The organism is Lysobacterales bacterium, from assembly GCA_019634735.1.
Classification (GTDB): Bacteria; Pseudomonadota; Gammaproteobacteria; order Xanthomonadales; family UBA2363; genus Pseudofulvimonas.
This window is the reverse complement of record JAHCAT010000006.1, coordinates 169577-187508: the sequence shown is the minus strand read 5'-3', so window position 1 is coordinate 187508 and position 17932 is coordinate 169577. Positions and strand designations below refer to the sequence as shown.

The window sequence follows — 17932 nt, the reverse complement described above, 5'->3', positions numbered from 1 at the left end:
GTAGGCAACCGCAACCCCTTTCCCCGACCGAACGCCCAGGAACCCCGCCATGCTGCTGATGCAGAACCTCTCCAAGGTCTACCAGACCCACATGATCGAGACCCACGCGCTGCGCGACTTCTCGATCCACGTCCGGGAGGGCGAGTTCGTCGCCGTGACCGGCCCGTCCGGCTCCGGCAAGACCACCTTCCTCAATATCGCCGGCCTGCTCGAGACCTTCAGCGCCGGCATCTACCGCCTGGACGGCGTCGACGTGCATGGCATGGACGACAATGCGCGCTCCCGGCTTCGCAACGAGAAAATCGGCTTCATCTTCCAGGGCTTCAACCTGATCCCCGACCTCAACCTGTTCGACAACGTCGACGTGCCGTTGCGCTACCGCGGCTTCAATGCCGCCGAGCGCCGCCGCCGGATCGAGGAGGCGCTCGCCAAGGTCGGCCTGTCGTCGCGGCAGAAGCACTACCCCAGCGAGCTTTCGGGCGGCCAGCAGCAGCGCGTTGCGATCGCCCGCGCCTTGGCCGGCAGCCCCCGGCTGCTGCTCGCCGACGAGCCGACCGGCAACCTGGATTCGTTGATGGCACGCGGGGTCATGGACCTGCTCGAGGAGATCAACGACCAGGGCACCACCATCGTCATGGTCACCCACGATCCGGAACTGGCCGCCCGCGCCCAGCGCAACGTCCACATCATCGACGGCCAGGTCACCGACCTGGACGACGGCCCGGCCCTGGTGCTGGCAAGCGCCATCGCCACCGCCTGAGGAGCCCGCCATGCTGATCCAGTATTACGCCTGGCTGGCAGGCCGCAGCCTGCGCAGGAACCCGGTGCTCACCGCGCTGATGGTGGCCGCGATCGCCCTGGGCATCGGCGCCTCGATGACCGCGCTGACCGTGCTGCGCGCGATGTCGGGCAATCCGATGGCGCACCGCGACGACCGCGTCTACCGCCCGCAGGTCGACAACTGGTCGCCCAGCAACGCCTACGACCAGTACGGCAACCCGCCAAACCTGATGACCTACCAGGACGCCATGGCCCTGTACCGGGCCCAGCAGGCGACCCGGCAGGCGGCGATGTTCCCCAACTTCGTGCCGGTGGAGCCGGAGAATCCCGAGGTCAAGCCATTCCAGGCGCAGGTCCTGTACACGCATGGCGACTTCTTCCCGATGTTCGACGTGCCCTTCCTGTTCGGCGGCGGCTGGGACCGCCGGGCGGACGACGGCAACGCGCGCGTGGTGGTGCTGGGCAAGGCGCTGAACGAGCGCCTGTTCGGCGGCGAGAACAGCGTCGGCAGGCGCGTGCGCATGGACGGCGAGGAATACACCGTCGCCGGCGTCATCGACGCCTGGGATCCGCAGCCGAAGTTCTACGAGATCTCCTCGGGGGCGTTCAATGACGTCGAGGAGATGTTCATGCCGTTCGGCATCGGCGTCGAGAAGGAGCGCACCTCCAGCAACAACAACAACTGCTGGTCCGACCCTGGCAGCGGCTATGCGAACTGGCTGGCCTCGGAGTGCATATGGATGGCGTTCTGGGTGGAGCTGCCCGGGCGGGCCGCCGCCGCGGCGTACAAGGACTACCTGGACGGCTATGTGCAGGAGCAGAAGAGCGCCGGCCGCTTCCCGCGCCCGCTCAACAACCGGGTCAGCAGCGTCTCCGAGTGGCTGGCGGAACGCCGGGTGGTGCCGCGCGATGCGCAGACCCAGACCTGGCTGGCGTTCGCGTTCCTGCTGGTCTGCCTGATCAACACGGTCGGCCTGCTGCTCGCCAAGTTCATGGCGCGCGCCTCGGAGATCGGCCTGCGTCGCGCGGTCGGCGCCAGCCGTCGGCAGATCTTCACGCAGTTCCTGATCGAGTCCGGCGCCGTCGGCATGGCCGGCGCGGTCGCCGGCCTGCTGCTCACCTGGCTTGGCCTGGCCGGTCTGCGCAGCCTGTACGGCAACGGCGCGATCGCCCAGGTGGCGGTACTCGACGGCGGCATGGTGGGCATCACCGTGGTCGCCGCTGTCGCCGCCAGTCTTCTGGCAGGCCTGCTGCCGACCTGGCGGGCCTGCCGGGTCGCCCCGGCCCTGCAGCTCAAATCCAACTAGGACTCCGGCCATGGAACTTCGACCCATCTTCTCCGCCCTGATGCGCAACAAGGCCGGCCTGTTCCTGATCGTCGCCCAGGTGGCGATCACCCTGGCGGTGATCTGCAACAGCCTGTTCATCGTCGTCGAGCGCGCCGAGCGTGTCGGCCGGCCCAGCGGGATGGACGAGACCAACACCTTCACGGTGGACAGCCTCGGCTTTGCGCCGGGCTACGACCTGCGCGACGCGGTCGCCGCCGACCTGGCACTGCTGCGCGCCATGCCGGGTGTCCGCAACGCCGTCACCACCAACACCGTGCCGACCAGCAACGGCGGCTGGAGCACCGGGCTTGCGCTGACGCCGGACGACGGCACCGACAGCCGGGAAGGCTTCAGCACCGCCCTCTACTTCGCGGACGAGCAGGCGATCGATACCTTCGGTCTGACCTTGGTCGAGGGGCGCAATTTCCGCCCCGACGAGATCGGCGAGCTGAGCCAGGCCACCGGCGTGACGGTCGACGTGGTGATCGTCACCGAGGCGCTGGCCAGGGCACTGTTTCCCGACGGCAACGCGGTGGGGCAGCAGGTGTACGGCCTGGGCAACGACAACCGGACGGTGACCATCATCGGTGTGATCGACCACCTCCAGCAGCCCTGGGTGGGCTCGCAGAGCATCGACCAGTCCGCGCTGGTGCCCACCATCTCGGTGGACGGCGCATTCTCCCGCTACCTGGTGCGGACCGAGCCAGGCGAGCGGGATCGGGTGATGGCCCAGGTCGAGGCAGCCCTGCAGGCGTCGAACGGCGGTCGGCTGGTGCGCCGGGTGCGCGCCGTCGAGGATGTGCGGGCGGCCTCCTACAGGCAGGATCGGGCGATGATGTCGATCCTTTCCGGCACCATGCTGGCGATGGTGCTGGTCACCGGCCTGGGCATCGTCGGCCTGACCAGCTTCTGGGTGACCCGCCGCATCAAGCAGATCGGCACCCGGCGCGCGCTGGGCGCCAGGCGGCTCAACATCCGCGTCTGGTTCCAGACCGAGAACGGCCTGATGATCGGCCTGGGCATCGTGCTGGGCGCGGCGCTCACCTATGGCTTCAACGCCTGGCTGATGCAGGCCATCAACGCCCAGCGCCTGCCCTGGTACTACCTGCCGGCCGGCGCGCTGGTCGTGTTCGTGCTCGGCCAGTTGGCGGTGCTCGGCCCGGCGGGACGGGCAGCCGCGGTGCCACCGGCGCTGGCAACCCGCACCGCCTGAGCCGCCCTTGCGGCGGTCGGCTAACATCGCCGACGCAACCCCTGAGCCCCCTGCGGCATCCATGCGATGCACGGGGGGGCGGGAAGATGACGGAACGAAGGTCGATGAGCACGGTCCTGGTGATCGACGACAATCCTGCGGTGGGCACGGCGCTCGAGGTGCTGCTCTCGCTGCGCGAGATACGGACGCTCACCGCGACGACACCGGAGGCCGGACTGGCGGCGCTCGCCACCGAGCCGGTCGACCTGGTCATCCAGGACATGAACTTCAGTGCCGACACCACCTCCGGCGAGGAAGGCGTGGCCCTGTTCCACGCCGTGCGTGCCGGCCACCCGGATCTGCCGATCGTCCTGCTCACCGCCTGGACCCACCTGGAGACCGCGATCGAGCTGGTCAAGGCCGGCGCCGCCGACTATCTGGCCAAGCCCTGGCAGGACGACCGCCTGCTGACCACCGTCGACAACCTGATCGAACTGGCCGAATCGGCCCGTGCCGCGCGCCGTTTCCAGGACGAGCAGCGCCAGGCCCTGTCGGAGCTGGCGGACCGCTACCGGTTGTGCGGTCAGGTCGTGGTCTCGCGCGCCATGGAGCAGGCCGTGCGCCTGGCCGGACAGGTCGCGCGCTCGGACCTGCCGGTGCTGATCGCCGGGCCCAACGGTGCCGGAAAGGAGGGCATCGCGGCGATCGTCCACGCCAACTCGCCGGTGGCCGAGGGGCCATATGTGACGGTCAACTGCGGTGCGTTGCCGGCCGAGCTGATCGAGGCCGAGCTGTTCGGCGCCGAGGCCGGCGCCTACACCAGCGCCGGCCGCGCGCGCGAGGGTCGCTTCGAGGCGGCCGATGGCGGCACGCTGTTCCTGGACGAGATCGGCAACCTGCCGCTGTCCGGACAGGTCAAGCTGCTGCGCGTGCTGGAGACCGGCCAGTTCGAGCGGCTGGGCTCCAACCGCACCCGGCAGGTGAAGGTGCGACTGGTGTCGGCCACCAACGCCGACCTGCCGGCGATGATCGCGGCGGGCGGCTTCCGCGAGGACCTCTACTACCGGCTCAACGTCATCGAGATCAAGGTTCCGCCCCTGGCGCAGCGGCGAGAGGACATCCTGCCGCTGGCCGAGCACTTCCTGGAGCGTCAGGCGCGGCTGTCCGAGGGCGCCCGTCGGGCCCTGCTGCGGCATGCCTGGCCGGGCAATGTCCGCGAACTGAAGAACGCGGTGCTGCGAGCGCGACTGCTGTGCCGGGACGGCGTGATCGCCGTCGGCGACCTTGGGCTGCCGGCCGCCCCGGGTGCCGGGCCGATGCCGCCAGCGGCAACGGTCGAGCCCGACCGGGCCGCCATCGAGGAGGCGCTGCGACGCGCCGGCGGGGTGGTCTCGCAGGCCGCCGGAGAGCTGGGCCTGAGCCGGCAGGCGCTGTACCGCAGGCTCGACAAGCTCGGCCTCGACCCGGCGCTGGTGCGCTGACCGGCTGCCGCGGGCCGTGCGCACCAGCCTGGAGCTGCGCCTGGCCCTGCTGCTGGTGGCGGCGATGCTGCTGGGCACCGGGCTGGGCGTGCTTTTGCACGGCCGCGACCTCGGCGGCCGCCTGGTGTTCGCGCTGGCGGCACTGCTCAGCCTGGGGGTCTGCCTGGTCGCGGCGCGCCTGCTGACCCGGCCCCTGGCCAGCCTGCTGCGGGCCCTGACCGGCAGCGTCGCGGCGTTCAAGGACGGCGACTTCAGCTTCAGCCTGGCGACCCGCCGGCGCGACGAGATCGGCGACCTGGTCGCCGCCCACAATGCGCTCGGCCGCGTCCTGCGCGAGGAGCGCCAGGCGTTGTTCCAGCGCGAACTGCTGCTCGATACCCTGGCCCAGAACGCGCCGACCGCCCTGGTACTGGTCAACGCCCGCGACACCATCGTGTATGCCAACAGTGCCGCGCGCCGCCTGTTGCACGCGGGTCGCCGCCTCGAGGGGCATCACCTTGCGGCCCTGCTGGAAGCCGCGCCAGCGCCGCTGCGGGACGCGGTGGCGGAGCGCCGCGAGGGCCTGTTCGGCGTGGAACTGGGCGCCGAGGAGGAGATCTTCCACCTGGCCACCCGCGGTTTCCGCCTGAACGGCCAGGCGCACAGGCTGTTCCTGATCCGGCACATGACCCGGGAGATCAGCCGCCAGGAGGTGGCGAGCTGGAAGAAGGTGTTGCGGGTGATCAGCCACGAACTCAACAACTCGCTTGCGCCGATCTCCTCGCTGGCGCACTCCGGCCGCGAACTGGCGCGTCGCGGCGAGGTGGCGCGCCTGGACGGCGTGCTGGCCACCATCGGCGAGCGTGCCGGCCACCTGGCCGAGTTCATCCGCGGCTACGCCGCCTTCGCCAAGCTGCCGGCGCCCCGGCCGGAGGCGATCCACTGGCAGCCGTTCCTGGCCAAGCTGGCATTGCAGTATCCGTTCGCCGTCGCGCAGCCCCTGCCGGAAGCGCCGGGATGGGCGGACCCGGCGCAGCTCGGCCAGGCGCTCATCAACCTGCTGAAGAACGCCCATGAATCCGGCTCCGACCCGGCGGCGATCAGCGTGCGGGTCGGCACCGGGCCGGGCGAATGCCGCATCGAGGTCGCCGATGCCGGACCGGGCATGAGCGAGAAGGTCCTGGCCAGCGCCCTGGTGCCGTTCTACTCCACCAAGCGCAGCGGCACCGGCCTGGGCCTGGCGCTGGCGCGCGAGATCGCCGAGGCGCATGGCGGCCGCATCGCCCTGTCCAACCGGCCCGGCGGCGGCTTGCTGGTGCGTCTGAGCCTGCCCGCAGCGCCCGGCGGCTGAGCGCCGGCGGGGCCGCCGCCCCCGTGCCTTCCGGCACCCCCGCCGCCCGGCGGCTCCGGCTATCCTCTTGCCGGCCAACCGGGGAGAGCGGCGATGGAGATGGGGACGATCCTGATCTGGGTGATCGTGGCGCTGGTGGTGTTCGCCTTCGTCAAGGGCGTGCGCATCGTGCCGCAGGGCTACGAGTACACCGTCGAGCGCTTCGGCAAGTACGTGTACACCATGCACCCGGGCCTCGGCCTGCTGGTGCCGATCGTCTACGACGTCGGTCGCAAGATCAACATGATGGAGCAGGTGCTCGACGTGCCGTCCCAGGACGTGATCACCAAGGACAACGCGGTGGTCAAGGTCGACGCGATCACCTTCTTCCAGGTCCTGGATTCCCCCAAGGCCGCCTACGAGGTGTCCAACCTCGAGCAGGCGATGACCGCCCTGGTGCAGACCAACATCCGCACCGTGATCGGCTCCATGGACCTCGACGAGTCGCTCAGCCAGCGCGAGGAGATCAACGCCAAGCTGCTGTCGGTGGTCGACCAGGCCACCAATCCCTGGGGCATCAAGGTCAACCGCATCGAGATCAAGGACATCCAGCCGCCGCGCGACCTGGTCGATTCGATGGCGCGGCAGATGAAGGCCGAGCGCGAGAAGCGCGCCAACATCCTGGAGGCCGAGGGCCACCGGGCTTCGGAGATCCTGCGCGCCGAGGGCGAGAAGCAGGCCGCCGTGCTGGAAGCCGAGGGCCGCCGCGAGGCCGCCTTCCGGGACGCCGAGGCGCGCGAGCGCCTCGCCGAGGCCGAAGCCCGCGCCACCCAGATGGTCTCCGATGCCATCGCCAAGGGCGACACCCAGGCGATCAACTATTTCGTCGCCCAGAAGTACGTCGAGGCGCTCAAGGCGTTCGCCACCTCGCCGCAGCAGAAGACCCTGATCCTGCCCACCGAGGCGACCGGCATCCTCGGCGCCCTGGCCGGCATCTCGGAACTGGTCGGCGGGGGCAAGACGCCGGTGGTCGTGCCGCCAACGCCCCAGCGCGGCCGGGAGTAGGGACGATGCCGGCGCTCTACTGGCTGGTGCTCGGCCTGCTGCTGATGGTCGCCGAGCTGTTCAACCCGGGCGCCTTCCTGCTCTGGCTGGGCCTGGGTGCGTTGCTGACCGCACTGGTGGTGATGCTGGCGTCCGGCATCGCGCCGGTCTGGCAGTTCGTGCTGTTCGGGGTGCTGTCGCTGGCGGCAATCCTGGCCTACCGGGAATGGCGGCGGCGCCATCCCCGGGTGGAAGCCTCGGACCGCCCGCTGCTGAACCAGCGGGCGGCGCAACTGGTCGGCGGCAACCACCTGCTGCTCGAGCCGATCGTCGACGGCCGCGGGCGGTTGAAGATCGGCGATGCCTTCTGGACGATCACCGGGCCCGACGCCCTGGCCGGTTCGCGGGTCCGCGTCGTCGCCACCGACGGCGTCACGCTGACGGTGCGGCCCATCGACTGATCGCCTGGATCCCGCGGTGAATGCGCGCGGGTCGGGATTGCGGGTGCCGGCGATCCGATGTTTAATGCGAATCATTCGCAACTGATCCGGACCCGCCATGCGCCGACTTCCCTTGCTCGTCCTTGCCCTGGCGCTGTCCGCGCCTGCCGCCGCAGATTCGCTGGTGGTCTACAGCGAGCGGAAGGAGCCCCTGCTCACGCCGATCCTTGACGCCTGGACCGCGCAGACCGGGGTGCCGGTGCAACTGCTCACCGACCAGGCCCAGGTGCTGATCGAACGCCTTGCCGCGGAAGGCGAGCGCACCCGCGCCGACGTGCTGATCACCGTCGATGCCGGCAACCTCTGGCTGGCCACCGAGCGCGGCGTGCTGGCGCCGCTGCAGTCCGAGCGCCTCGACCAGGTGGTGCCAGCCGCGTTCCGCGATCCCGACGGCCACTGGTACGCGATCACCGAACGCGCCCGCGTGATCGTCCGCTCCACCGAACGGCTGCCTGCCGGCGAGTTGTCCACCTACGAGGACCTGGCCGACCCGAAGTGGAAGGGTCGGCTGTGCCTGCGCTCGTCGCGCAAGGTCTACAACCAGTCGCTGGTGGCGATGCTGATCGACCGCCACGGCGAGGAAGCCGCCGAGCGGATCGTTCGCGGCTGGGTGGCCAACCTCGCCGCGCCACCGTTCGCCGACGACACCCTGGTGGTAAGCGCCATCGCCGCCGGCCAGTGCGACGTCGGCATCGTCAATACCTACTATTACGGTCGACTCGCCAGGGACCGGGCGGATCTGCCGGTTGCGGTGTTCTGGCCCAACCAGGGCCAGGGCGAGTCCGGCGTCCACGTCAACGTCACCGGCGCCGGTCTGGTCCGGCACGGCCGCCAGCCCGAGCTGGCGCGTCGCTTCATCGAATGGCTGCTGTCGGAATCCGCCCAGCGACAGTTCGCCGACATCGACTTCGAATTCGCGGTGCGGCCCGGCATCGAGCCGAACGCCGACGTCGCCGCCTGGGGCGGCTTCCGAGCCGACGACCGCAACATCGCCCAGGCCGGCCGCCGCCAGGCCCAGGCGGTGCGACTGATGGACCGGGCCGGCTACCGCTGAAGCCGGTTGCCGCGGTCGGAGGCGGCAAGGAGGGCCGCGCCCAGCCCGCGACCGGCGGCGGGTAGCATGCGGCGATGAATTCGACGACCGACGCCGGGACGACCCGTGCAGGCCGCCGCGTGTCCTGGTCGGCCGCGGCGCGCCGGGGCCTGCCCTGGCTTGCCGCACTGTTGCTCGCCACGCCCCTGCTGCTCGCCCTGTCCGGACTGGCCCTGGCCTGGGCCACGCCGGCGCCGGAAACCTGGGCGCACCTGCGTGCCCATGTCCTGCCGGGCGCCCTGGCCAATACCGGGGCCCTGCTGCTGGCGGTCGGCATCGGCTGCGCGGTGCTCGGTACCGCCTGCGCCTGGCTCAACGCACGCCACGACTATCCGGGCCGTCGCCTGTTCGAGTGGGCGCTGCTGCTGCCATTGGCGCTGCCGACCTATGTCGTGGCCTTCGTCGCGATCGGCCTGCTCGACTACGCGGGGCCGGTGCAGTCGGCCTGGCGGGCGGCGACCGGCAGCCGCGCCGCGCTGTTCAGCCCCAACGGCTGGCCGTGGGCGGCTGCGCTGCTGGTGCTGTGTCTCTACCCCTACGTCTATCTGACGGTGCGGTCCGCCCTGCTGCGCCAGGGCGAGGCGCCCGCCGAAGCGGCGCGTTCGCTGGGCCTGGGTCGCTGGCGCACCTTCTGGCGGATCCGCCTGCCGCTGCTGCGTCCGGCCCTGATGGCCGGACTCGGCCTTGCCCTGCTGGAGACCCTGGCCGAGTTCGGCGCCGTCAGCCTGCTTGGCGTCGAGACGCTGACCACGGCGGTCTACAAGACCTGGTTCGGGCTGTACTCGCTGCCGGCCGCCGCGCAGTTGGCGTCGCTCGGCCTGCTGCTGGCCGCCGTGCTGCTGCTTGCCGAGTGGCGCGCACGGGCACGGCAGCGGCAATACGACGCGCGCCTGCGTCCTGCGACCCGGCAGCGCCTGCGAGGACCGGCGGCGAGCATCGCGATCCTGGCGCAGGCGATGCTCCTGTTGCTGGCGTTCGTGTTGCCGCTGGTGCAGTTGCTGGCCTGGTCCCTGCCGGAGCTGTCCTGGAGCGCAACGGAGCTGCGTGCCCTGGGCAATACCGTCCGCCTGGGTGCACTGGCCGCGGTCCTGCTGGTGGGTGCCGGCCTGGTCCAGGCGCTGCTGCGCAGGCGGGCGGCATCCCGGCCCGCGCTGGGTGGCGTGCTCGCGCTGTCGACGCTCGGCTACGGCGTGCCCGGCACGGTTCTGGCCGCCGGCCTGCTGCTGGGCCTGCTGTCGGTCGAGCGCGGACTCGCGGCGGCGGGTGCCGACGGGGTGCTGCTGACGGGCACGCTGGGCGCCCTGCTGCTGGCCTTGCAGGCCCGTTTCCTGAGGGCGTCGGCCGAACCGCTTGCCGCGGGGCTGGCCCTGTTGCGGCCATCCCTGCCGGAGGCGGCGCGCAGTCTGGGCGCGGGTGCCTGGCGGCGCCTGCTGCTGACGCTGCCGATGCTGAGGCCGAGCGTGCTCGCCGCCCTGCTGCTGGTCGCCATCGAGGTGATGAAGGAACTGCCGGCGACCCTCATGTTGCGGCCGTTCGGCTGGGACACGCTGGCGATCCGGATCTATGCGCTGACTTCCGAAGGACTCTGGCGGGAGGCGGCGCGCCCGGCACTGGGCCTGGTGCTGGCCGGCCTGTTGCCGATCTGGTGGCTGGTCCGGTTGCAGAACGGGCCATCGGTACCCGGCCGGCCCGGCGCCACGAGCGCGGACTGAGCGGTCGACCGGGCGCCGGGCCGCACGCGGGCCCGGCCGCGACGCATATATAGTTGCGCGCCATCGCAGTCCGATGCCGTCGAGCAAGGAGATCCCATGGCCAAGGCCACCCCCCTCAATGAAGCGCATCGCAGGCTCGGCGCCCGCATGGTCGACTTCGGCGGCTGGGACATGCCGATCAACTACGGCTCCCAGATCGACGAGCACCATGCGGTGCGGCGCGACTGCGGCATGTTCGATGTCTCGCACATGACCGTGGTCGACCTGCAGGGCGAGGGCTGCCGCGACTTCCTGCGTCGGCTGATGGCGAACGACGTCGATCGCCTGAAGGGTCCCGGCCGGGCCCTCTACACCTGCATGCTGGAGCCGTCCGGCGGCGTCATCGACGACCTGATCGTGTACCGCCGTGCCGGGCACGATTACCGCCTGGTGGTCAACGCCGCCACCCGCGAGGCCGACCTGGAGTGGCTGCAAGGCCACGCCGGCGGATTCGGGGTGAGCGTGCGCGAGCGTCCCGAGCTGGCCATGGTCGCCGTCCAGGGACCCAACGCCCGGGCGCGTGTCGCCGCCGTGCTGGGGGGCGACGTCGCGACCTCGGCTGACGCCCTGGCGCGCTTCGCCTTCCTGGAGCAGGAGGAGCTGTTCATCGCCCGCACCGGCTACACCGGGGAGGACGGCTTCGAGGTGGTGCTGCCGGCCGGCCGTGCCGAAGCGTTCTGGCAGGATCTGCTCGACGCCGGGGTGGTGCCCTGCGGGCTGGGCGCGCGGGACACCCTGCGCCTCGAGGCCGGCATGAACCTCTACGGCCAGGACATGGACCGCACCACGTCGCCGCTGGAATCGGGCCTGGCGTGGACGGTGTCGATGGCCGGCGGGCGCGACTTCATCGGCCGCGACGCGCTGGCCGCCCAGGTCGCTGCCGGGGTGCCCAGGCAACTGGTCGGCCTGGTGCTGGACGAGCGCGGGGTGCTGCGCCACGGCCAGCGGGTGACCTGCGCGGGCGGCGAAGGCGAGGTGACCTCCGGCAGCTTCTCGCCGACCGTCGGCAAGTCGATCGCCCTCGCCAGGATCCCGGCCGGCGAACCCGGGCCGGCGACGGTGGACATCCGCGGCCGCGAGTTGCCGGTGCGCATCGTGCAGCCGCCGTTCGTGCGCGACGGCGTCGCCCGTCCCGGCGTCTGATCCGGCGGCGCAGGTCCGTGGCGTCGGCGGCGCCGCTTCACTAGAATCCATCGCACCAACGGGGGAGGCTGCAACCATGTCCGAGATTCCTGGCGACCTGAAGTTCCTCAAGAGCCACGAGTGGGCCCGTCTCGACGACGAGGGCCTGGTCACCATCGGCATCTCGGACCACGCACAGGGCCTGCTCGGCGACCTGGTCTACGTCGAACTGCCGCGCGTCGGCGACACCGTCGACGCCGGCAACGGCTGCGCGGTGGTCGAGTCGGTGAAGGCCGCTTCGGACGTCTACAGCCCGGTGTCCGGCGAGGTCGTGGCGGTCAACGCCGCGCTGTCCGACAAGCCCGAGACCATCAATGAGGACGCCTACGGCGAAGGCTGGATCCTGGTCGTCCGGCCGTCCGATCCCGCCGAACTCGAAGATCTGCTCGACCCGGACGCCTACGCCGACCTGATCGAGGGCGAGGACGACTGAGTCCCACCTCGGCGCGTCTCCGGAACGCGTATCGGACGCAGATCGGATACGCCGACATCGGCGACGACGATGCCGACGCCGACGGCGGTGAGAAACCCGCGACCTTTTTTGCGTCTAGACGATTGACACCGTGCGGGCAAGTGATTAGTTTCTGCGCAAACCACGGTTGCACCCCGGCGGCGTCGCTCTTAAGAGCATCGACAAAGTGCTGAATCGGTTCCAGCGATCTGACAACCTGAACCCCCGACGCGGCGACCAGGCCGCGAGCCGCCACCCTTCCCTCTTTTTTTCGACCGCACAGGTCGCCCGGGACTGAAGCCAGTCCCGGCCGGTCGGTGCGTATTGCGTTTGAGTTTCACTGGGCAACACACACAACCACTAACGAGGAGCTAAGACCAATCATGGCTACTGCCAAGAAGACCACCGCGAAGAAACCTGCGGCCAAGAAGGCCGCCAAGAAGCCGGCCGCCAAGAAGGTCGCCGCGAAGAAGGTTGCCGCCAAGAAGCCGGCGGCCAAGAAGGCTGCCAAGAAGGCCGCCCCGAAGAAGGCCGCCAAGAAGGTAGCCAAGAAGCCGGCAGCGAAGAAGGCAGCGAAGAAGGTTGCCAAGAAGCCGGCAGCGAAGAAGGCAGCGAAGAAGGCTGCCAAGAAGCCGGCAGCCAAGAAGGCCGCCAAGAAGGCAGTGAAGAAGGCAGCGAAGAAGCCGGCAGCCAAGAAGGCTGCACCGAAGAAGGCGGCCAAGAAGGTCGCGGCCAAGAAGCCGGCAGCCAAGAAGGCTGCGCCGAAGAAGGCTGCCAAGAAGGCGGCTCCCAAGAAGGCCGCGGCCAAGAAGCCGGCCGCCAAGAAGAAGCCTGCCCCGCGCAAGGCGGCGGTGACCCCGGTCCCGCAGCCGATCGCCCAGCCGCCGAGCACCAACCTGCAGTAAAGGCGAGCCGGCGCAACGCCGGCCCGTGACCATTGCCACCCTCCCCGCGACAGCCCAGCGCGGGGAGGGCATTCAAGCAAGTTCCCCCGCATCCTCCTGCTGCATCGTCCGTCGCGCCGCGTCTTGGTGCGTCGCCGCCGTCCTCCCGGGAGTGGCGCGTGTCTGGTCGTGGCCGCGACCGATGGGTACCGGGATTGCCGGCGAGCCGGGCGCTCCCGGGGACGCGCAGCGAGTCCGTCGATGCCGCGCCACCGCGCCCGGAGCGGCGTCCGCAGTAGCGGTTCCTTGGATCATCCGGGCTAGACTTCCGCTCCTACGGGGAGGTCGGACATGAAAATCCTGAAGTGGTTGCTGGCCGTGCTGCTGGTCCTGGCACTGGTATTCGTGGTGGGTGGCTTTCTGCTGCCGGGCCATGTCGAGGTCGAGCGCAGCATCGATGTCGATCGCCCGCCGGGGCAGGTTCATGCCCTGGTGGACGATCTGTCGCGCTTCAATGAATGGTCGCCCTGGGCGGCGCGCGATCCGGACGCCAGCTACCGTTACGAGGGACCGGCGGCCGGCGTCGGCGCGCGCCTGCACTGGCGCGGAAACGCCGAGGTCGGAACCGGCAGCCTCAGCATCACGCAGAGCGAAGCGCCGGGCCTGGTGGTCACCGCGGTGGCCTTCGAGGGCTTCGACGAGCCGGCGCAGGCGCGCTTCCTGATCGTGCCCCGCGGCGAGGCCGGCAGCACGGTCACCTGGCGTTTCCGCAGCACGCTGCGCGGTCCGCTGATGCGCTGGCTCGGCTTCGGGTTCATCGGCCGCGCGGTCGGCGATGACTACGAAAGGGGCCTGGCAGCGCTGAAGACCGTGCTGGAGTCGGCGCCGCTGGTGGATGTCTCCGACCTGTCGGTGCGACCCGAACAGATGCGGGCACTGGAGGTCATCGCCCTCGCCGGAAGCGCGCCGGCCGATGACCTGGCGCAGATCTCGGCGAGCCTGGGCGCCCTGTATGGCCAGCTGCTCGAGCACGCCGCCGCGCAGTCGCTGGACATCGCCGGCCAGCCGCTCACCCTCACCGCCACGCCGGATCCGGCGGTATGGCGGTTCCAGGCGGCGCTCCCGGTGCGGGCCGGCGCCGGCTGGCGTCCCGACGGCAGCGACATCGAATTGCTGCAGTTGCCGGCCGGGCCCGCCCTGGTCGGGGAACACATCGGGCCCTACGCCGGGCTTGCCGATGCCGTCGCCCGGCTCGACGCCCATGCGCGCTCGCTGGGCCTGGAGCGCGGCGCGCCGATCCGGCAGATCTATGTGAGCGATCCTGGCGACACGCCCGAGGACGCGCTGGTCACCCGCATCGAGTGGCCGGTGGTGGAGCGCTAAGGCGCGGGACTCGGGACTCGGTACTCGGGACTCGGGACCGAGCTGGACGGGTTCTGCGCTCTGCTGCGGCCGGAGAGCGCCACCCGCGGGATCGGCGGCGTCCGGAAGCCGCCGATGGGTGGACAAGAGGTCTGCCCCTGAAATCTGGCGGCCAGGTGATGGCCGCGAGGGGGCATCGTCCGGCGAACGCCCCATCCGCGGGGTCGTCGACGGCGCGGCGGGGTCCCGGCCGCGCGCGTAGCCGCCTCCGTCACAGTTGTTTTCTTGCCGTTCCCGGGGGGAGCAGGTAAAAGGCTGGGCAGACCAGGGAGAAACCCGCCATGGCCCAGCCACAACGTGACGTCGTCGATCGCGTCCAGCGCGGAATGCTGATCGCGCTGATCGCCATCGTCGCCGTCCTCGCCGTCGCTCTTGCCCTTCGCTACATCGTCACCGGTCGCACCGAACTGACCAGCCTGGCCGAGAATCGCGGCACCGGCACGGGTTCGGAAGCCGCCGGCACCGTCGATGCCCTGCTCGCCCAGGCGCGCGCCGCGATGGCCGAGAGCCGGCTGGTGGCGCCGGCCGGCAACAACGCCTACGAGAACTACCTTGCGGTGCTCGAGCAGCAATCCGGCAATGTTTCCGCCCGCGAAGCCCTGAACGATCTCTACGGCATCGCCGTCAGCAGTGCCGACCAGGCGGTGGGCGCCGGTGATCTGGACGAGGCCGAGCGCCTGGCCGGCATGCTGGGGCGCACCAATCCCGACTCGTTCACCGTGGTCAACCTGCGCCAGCGTATCGAGCGCGCCCGTGCCGCGATTGCAGCGGCAGAACTGGCGGAGCAGCAGCGGCAGGCCCAGGCCGCCGCCGCCGGCGTCGCGCCGCCGCCCGCACCGGAGCCCGCCGCACCGGTGGGCGAGGTGGTCTCCGACCTTGCCAGCATGATCTCGCCGACCGCCCCGCCAACCCCGGCGCCCGAGCCGGCGGCTTCGACGCCACCGCCCAGTCCGCCGCCGGCCACCACGACGACCACCTCCGCTGCCCCGACGCAACGTCCGGCGGCCCCTGCGGTGCGCGAGGCGCGGTTGCTCAGCCGGGTCGATCCGGTCTATCCGCGCGAAGCCGCGCGCAGCCGTCAGAACGGATGGGTCGAGGTCGAATTCACCATCGGCAGGGACGGCACGGTCAGCGACGTGCGTGTGGTCGACGCCCGCCCCGCCCGCGTCTTCAACCAGGCCGCGCAGCGGGCGATCCAGGAATGGCGGTTCGAGCCGCGCCTGGAGAACGGCGAACCAGTCGCCTCCCGCATGCGCCAGCGCTTCGACTTCCGGCTCGATTGAGTCGGTCGGTCCGGCGGGCGCCCGACGCGCCCGCTCCCGCCTCCTGTCCGCCTGATTGATGTTGTGGCCCAGCTCAGGGTCGGACCAAGGGCCAGGACCCGGTGTTCGGTGAGCAGAGCGCGCTGTGCTCCCCTCTCCCAGTGGGAGAGGGGCCGGGGGAGAGGGTCGGGACTTGCCATGATCTGCATGGTTGCCGGCCCAGCTGCGTGCGCTGGCTGGGGCGGCCCTCTCCCCCGCCCCTCCCCCGCAGGCGGGGGAGGGGAGAAGTGCGGTGCCGTCGCACCGGCGAAACGCCGACTGGCAGGGGCCTGAGACACGATGCCAATCAGGTCCTGCCTGGATGCGGCTGGCGGCGGGTGGGCGTTTTCGCCTGCAGCGGTATCGCCGACACCCTGACTGCCCGGCGCAACACGACCGTCCTGGTCGGGTTGCATGCTGGCCGGCCCGGCCCTGGTCCGGTCTGACATCCCTGGTCGCAGCCGGCAGGCCGCCGTTCGACCGCCTTCCCGGCGTGCGCCAGTCGCGTGTGTACCGGCGTCGTTGCAGTACCCGCGTTGCTGGGCCGTTCGTCCCATGAGAACGCGTGGTGCGGCTGCCGAGCTCGCCTCCTGATGCGGGCAGCGGATCGACGCGCGGTTGGCCGCCTCGAATCGACTTGCGGGCGCAGGCTGCCTCATGGCGCGGAGACCGGCGGCCGCAGTAGCGGCCTCGGGAAGCACCCGGCAGGACCAGGTGTGGGAGTTCATCGTCCTGCCGCGCAGGCGCCTGGTCGCCGCCTGCCTGGATCGCCGCACTGCGATGCCTCCGTCATGCCGGAGGCGAGCGCCCGGAAGGCGAGCCGGCGCGGGGCGGCTGGAGCTGTGCCGCGGGCATGCGGCGGTTCCGCGCGCGGAGACGGACCGGGGCAGGCAGATGAACGGTTCCCGCTGTGTCTGCTCAGTCGGAGCCGGATTCGGTGCTGCCGGCGGTGGGCGGCAGTCGCACGTTGAGGCGGTTGAGCTCCAGCCAGTCGACTTCCGGCAGGCCCAGGAAACGGTCCAGGGCCACCGGCATCAGCCCGGCGGGCTGGCCGGCCTCGCTGTTCCAGACCACCGCGAAGCCGAAGCCGTGGTCGGGCAGGAAGCCCAGCATCGCCCGATAGCCCTGCACCGCACCGGCGTGGAACACCAGGCGTTCGCCAGCGTAGTCCATGACCCGCCAACCCAGGCCGTAGGCGGCGGCGTTGAGGCGCTGGCGCCGCCAGCCGGTGCCGCGGATCTCGCCGGGCGTCTCGACGATCGGCGCGTGCAGTTCGTCCAGCAGCTCGGGCGGCAGGTCCTCGGGGAAACCGCCCATCTGGGCGATCAGCCACTGGCCGAGGTCGCGGGCGCTGGCGTTGACGCCGGCCGCCGGCGCCACCCGGTAGTAGGTCTCCTTGGGGTCCACCGCCTGCAGCCGGTCCTGGCGGCGGACGTGCGGGCGCGCCCAGTTGCGCGAGCTTTCCAGGCCCTCGCGGCCGTAGGTGGCGGTGTCCATGCCGAGCGGCGCGAACAGCCGCTTCTCGACCTGGAACGAATAGAACTCGCCGGTGGTGGCGAACACCATGTCGCCGACCAGGCTGAAGGCGATGTTCTGGTAGCCGTAGCAGTCGCCGACCGGACAGCGCAGCGGGATGTCCTGCAGCGCCTGCACCAGCAGCGGGTACGGTTCGTTGGCCTCGAGGCGGCGGTCCAGCGTGTTGTAGGGCAGCCCGACCCGGTGGCTGAGGATGTCGCGCAGCGTCACGCGCTGGCTGTCGTCGGGGTTGGCGAGCTGGAAGCCGGGCAGCCACGGCTGCACCAGCATGTCCCAGCGCAGCGCGCCCTCGCGGACCAGCAGGCCGGCGACCGCGGCGGCGAAGCCCTTGGACAGGGAGGCGACCCGGAACACGGTGTCGCCGTCGACGGCCGCGCGGGTGCCGACGTCGCGGATGCCTGAGCCGTGGGCCAGCACGGTGCGACCGCCGTGGACGACGACCATGCCGATGCCGGCGACCTGGGGCAGGGTGGCCAGGGCGTCGGCGGAGCGGGCCAGGTCGCTGGCCAGCAGGGCGACGCGGTCGGCCGTGGCGTCGCCCGCCGACCGGGCCGGGGAGGCCGCGAGCAGGGCGGCCAGGGCTGCGAGGAGGGCGGTCAGGCGCATGCTATTCTTCGGCCGGCGCGAACATGCGCCCCATCATAGCCAAAAGCCGTCCGGGCTTCGTCAACGGAGTAC

Annotated in this window: 14 protein-coding genes and 1 pseudogene; 13 read left to right on the top strand and 2 right to left on the bottom strand. The window is 70.9% G+C overall.

Features of this window, described 5'->3' with window-relative positions; genetic code table 11:
* Nucleotides 1-49: 49 nt before the first annotated feature.
* The 11 genes from KF823_07805 (at nt 50) to gcvH (ending at nt 12093) form a co-directional block, all read left to right on the top strand.
* Complete coding sequence (locus KF823_07805; GenBank protein MBX3725807.1) at nt 50-760, top strand: ABC transporter ATP-binding protein; 711 nt, start codon at nt 50-52, stop codon at nt 758-760.
* A gap of 13 nt (nt 761-773) precedes the next feature.
* Nucleotides 774-2087, top strand: a complete 1314-nt coding sequence (locus tag KF823_07800) for an ABC transporter permease (protein MBX3725806.1) — start codon at nt 774-776, stop codon at nt 2085-2087.
* 10 nt (nt 2088-2097) lie between these two features.
* Complete coding sequence (locus KF823_07795) at nt 2098-3321, top strand: ABC transporter permease (GenBank protein MBX3725805.1); 1224 nt, start codon at nt 2098-2100, stop codon at nt 3319-3321.
* Between the two features lie 104 nt (nt 3322-3425).
* Entirely contained in the window at nt 3426-4781 is a 1356-nt protein-coding gene (locus KF823_07790) for a sigma-54-dependent Fis family transcriptional regulator (protein ID MBX3725804.1), read from the top strand.
* Nucleotides 4782-4845: 64 nt separating this feature from the next.
* A complete protein-coding gene (locus tag KF823_07785) occupies nt 4846-6111 on the top strand; it encodes a HAMP domain-containing protein (GenBank protein ID MBX3725803.1) in 1266 nt (421 codons plus the stop codon).
* A 93-nt stretch (nt 6112-6204) separates the two neighbouring features.
* Nucleotides 6205-7155, top strand: coding sequence for an SPFH/Band 7/PHB domain protein (locus tag KF823_07780; protein MBX3725802.1), 951 nt, complete (start codon nt 6205-6207; stop codon nt 7153-7155).
* 5 nt (nt 7156-7160) lie between these two features.
* Nucleotides 7161-7595, top strand: a complete 435-nt coding sequence (locus KF823_07775) for an NfeD family protein (GenBank protein ID MBX3725801.1) — start codon at nt 7161-7163, stop codon at nt 7593-7595.
* A gap of 97 nt (nt 7596-7692) precedes the next feature.
* Nucleotides 7693-8688, top strand: coding sequence for an extracellular solute-binding protein (locus tag KF823_07770; protein ID MBX3725800.1), 996 nt, complete (start codon nt 7693-7695; stop codon nt 8686-8688).
* A 74-nt stretch (nt 8689-8762) separates the two neighbouring features.
* Nucleotides 8763-10439 (top strand): iron ABC transporter permease, encoded by a 1677-nt coding sequence (locus KF823_07765; protein ID MBX3725799.1) that lies wholly within the window; start codon nt 8763-8765, stop codon nt 10437-10439.
* 96 nt (nt 10440-10535) lie between these two features.
* Complete coding sequence (gene gcvT / locus KF823_07760) at nt 10536-11621, top strand: glycine cleavage system aminomethyltransferase GcvT (GenBank protein MBX3725798.1); 1086 nt, start codon at nt 10536-10538, stop codon at nt 11619-11621.
* 76 nt (nt 11622-11697) lie between these two features.
* Nucleotides 11698-12093: a glycine cleavage system protein GcvH gene (gene gcvH / locus KF823_07755; GenBank protein ID MBX3725797.1), complete on the top strand. Its 396-nt coding sequence runs from the start codon at nt 11698-11700 to the stop codon at nt 12091-12093.
* Nucleotides 12094-12651: 558 nt separating this feature from the next.
* Here gcvH and KF823_07750 read toward each other — a convergent pair.
* A pseudogene (locus tag KF823_07750) lies at nt 12652-12840 on the bottom strand (hypothetical protein).
* A gap of 506 nt (nt 12841-13346) precedes the next feature.
* Between KF823_07750 and KF823_07745 the strand changes: the two are divergent.
* Nucleotides 13347-14378 carry an SRPBCC family protein gene (locus tag KF823_07745; protein MBX3725796.1) on the top strand — a complete coding sequence of 344 codons (1032 nt, stop codon included), beginning with the start codon at nt 13347-13349 and terminating at the stop codon, nt 14376-14378.
* A 320-nt stretch (nt 14379-14698) separates the two neighbouring features.
* On the top strand, nt 14699-15700 hold the full coding sequence (locus KF823_07740; protein ID MBX3725795.1) for an energy transducer TonB: 1002 nt from the start codon (nt 14699-14701) through the stop codon (nt 15698-15700).
* A gap of 936 nt (nt 15701-16636) precedes the next feature.
* On the opposite strand, the gene KF823_07735 is transcribed toward KF823_07740, so the two are convergent.
* A complete protein-coding gene (locus KF823_07735; protein MBX3725794.1) occupies nt 16637-17860 on the bottom strand; it encodes a beta-lactamase family protein in 1224 nt (407 codons plus the stop codon).
* Nucleotides 17861-17932: the final 72 nt, after the last annotated feature.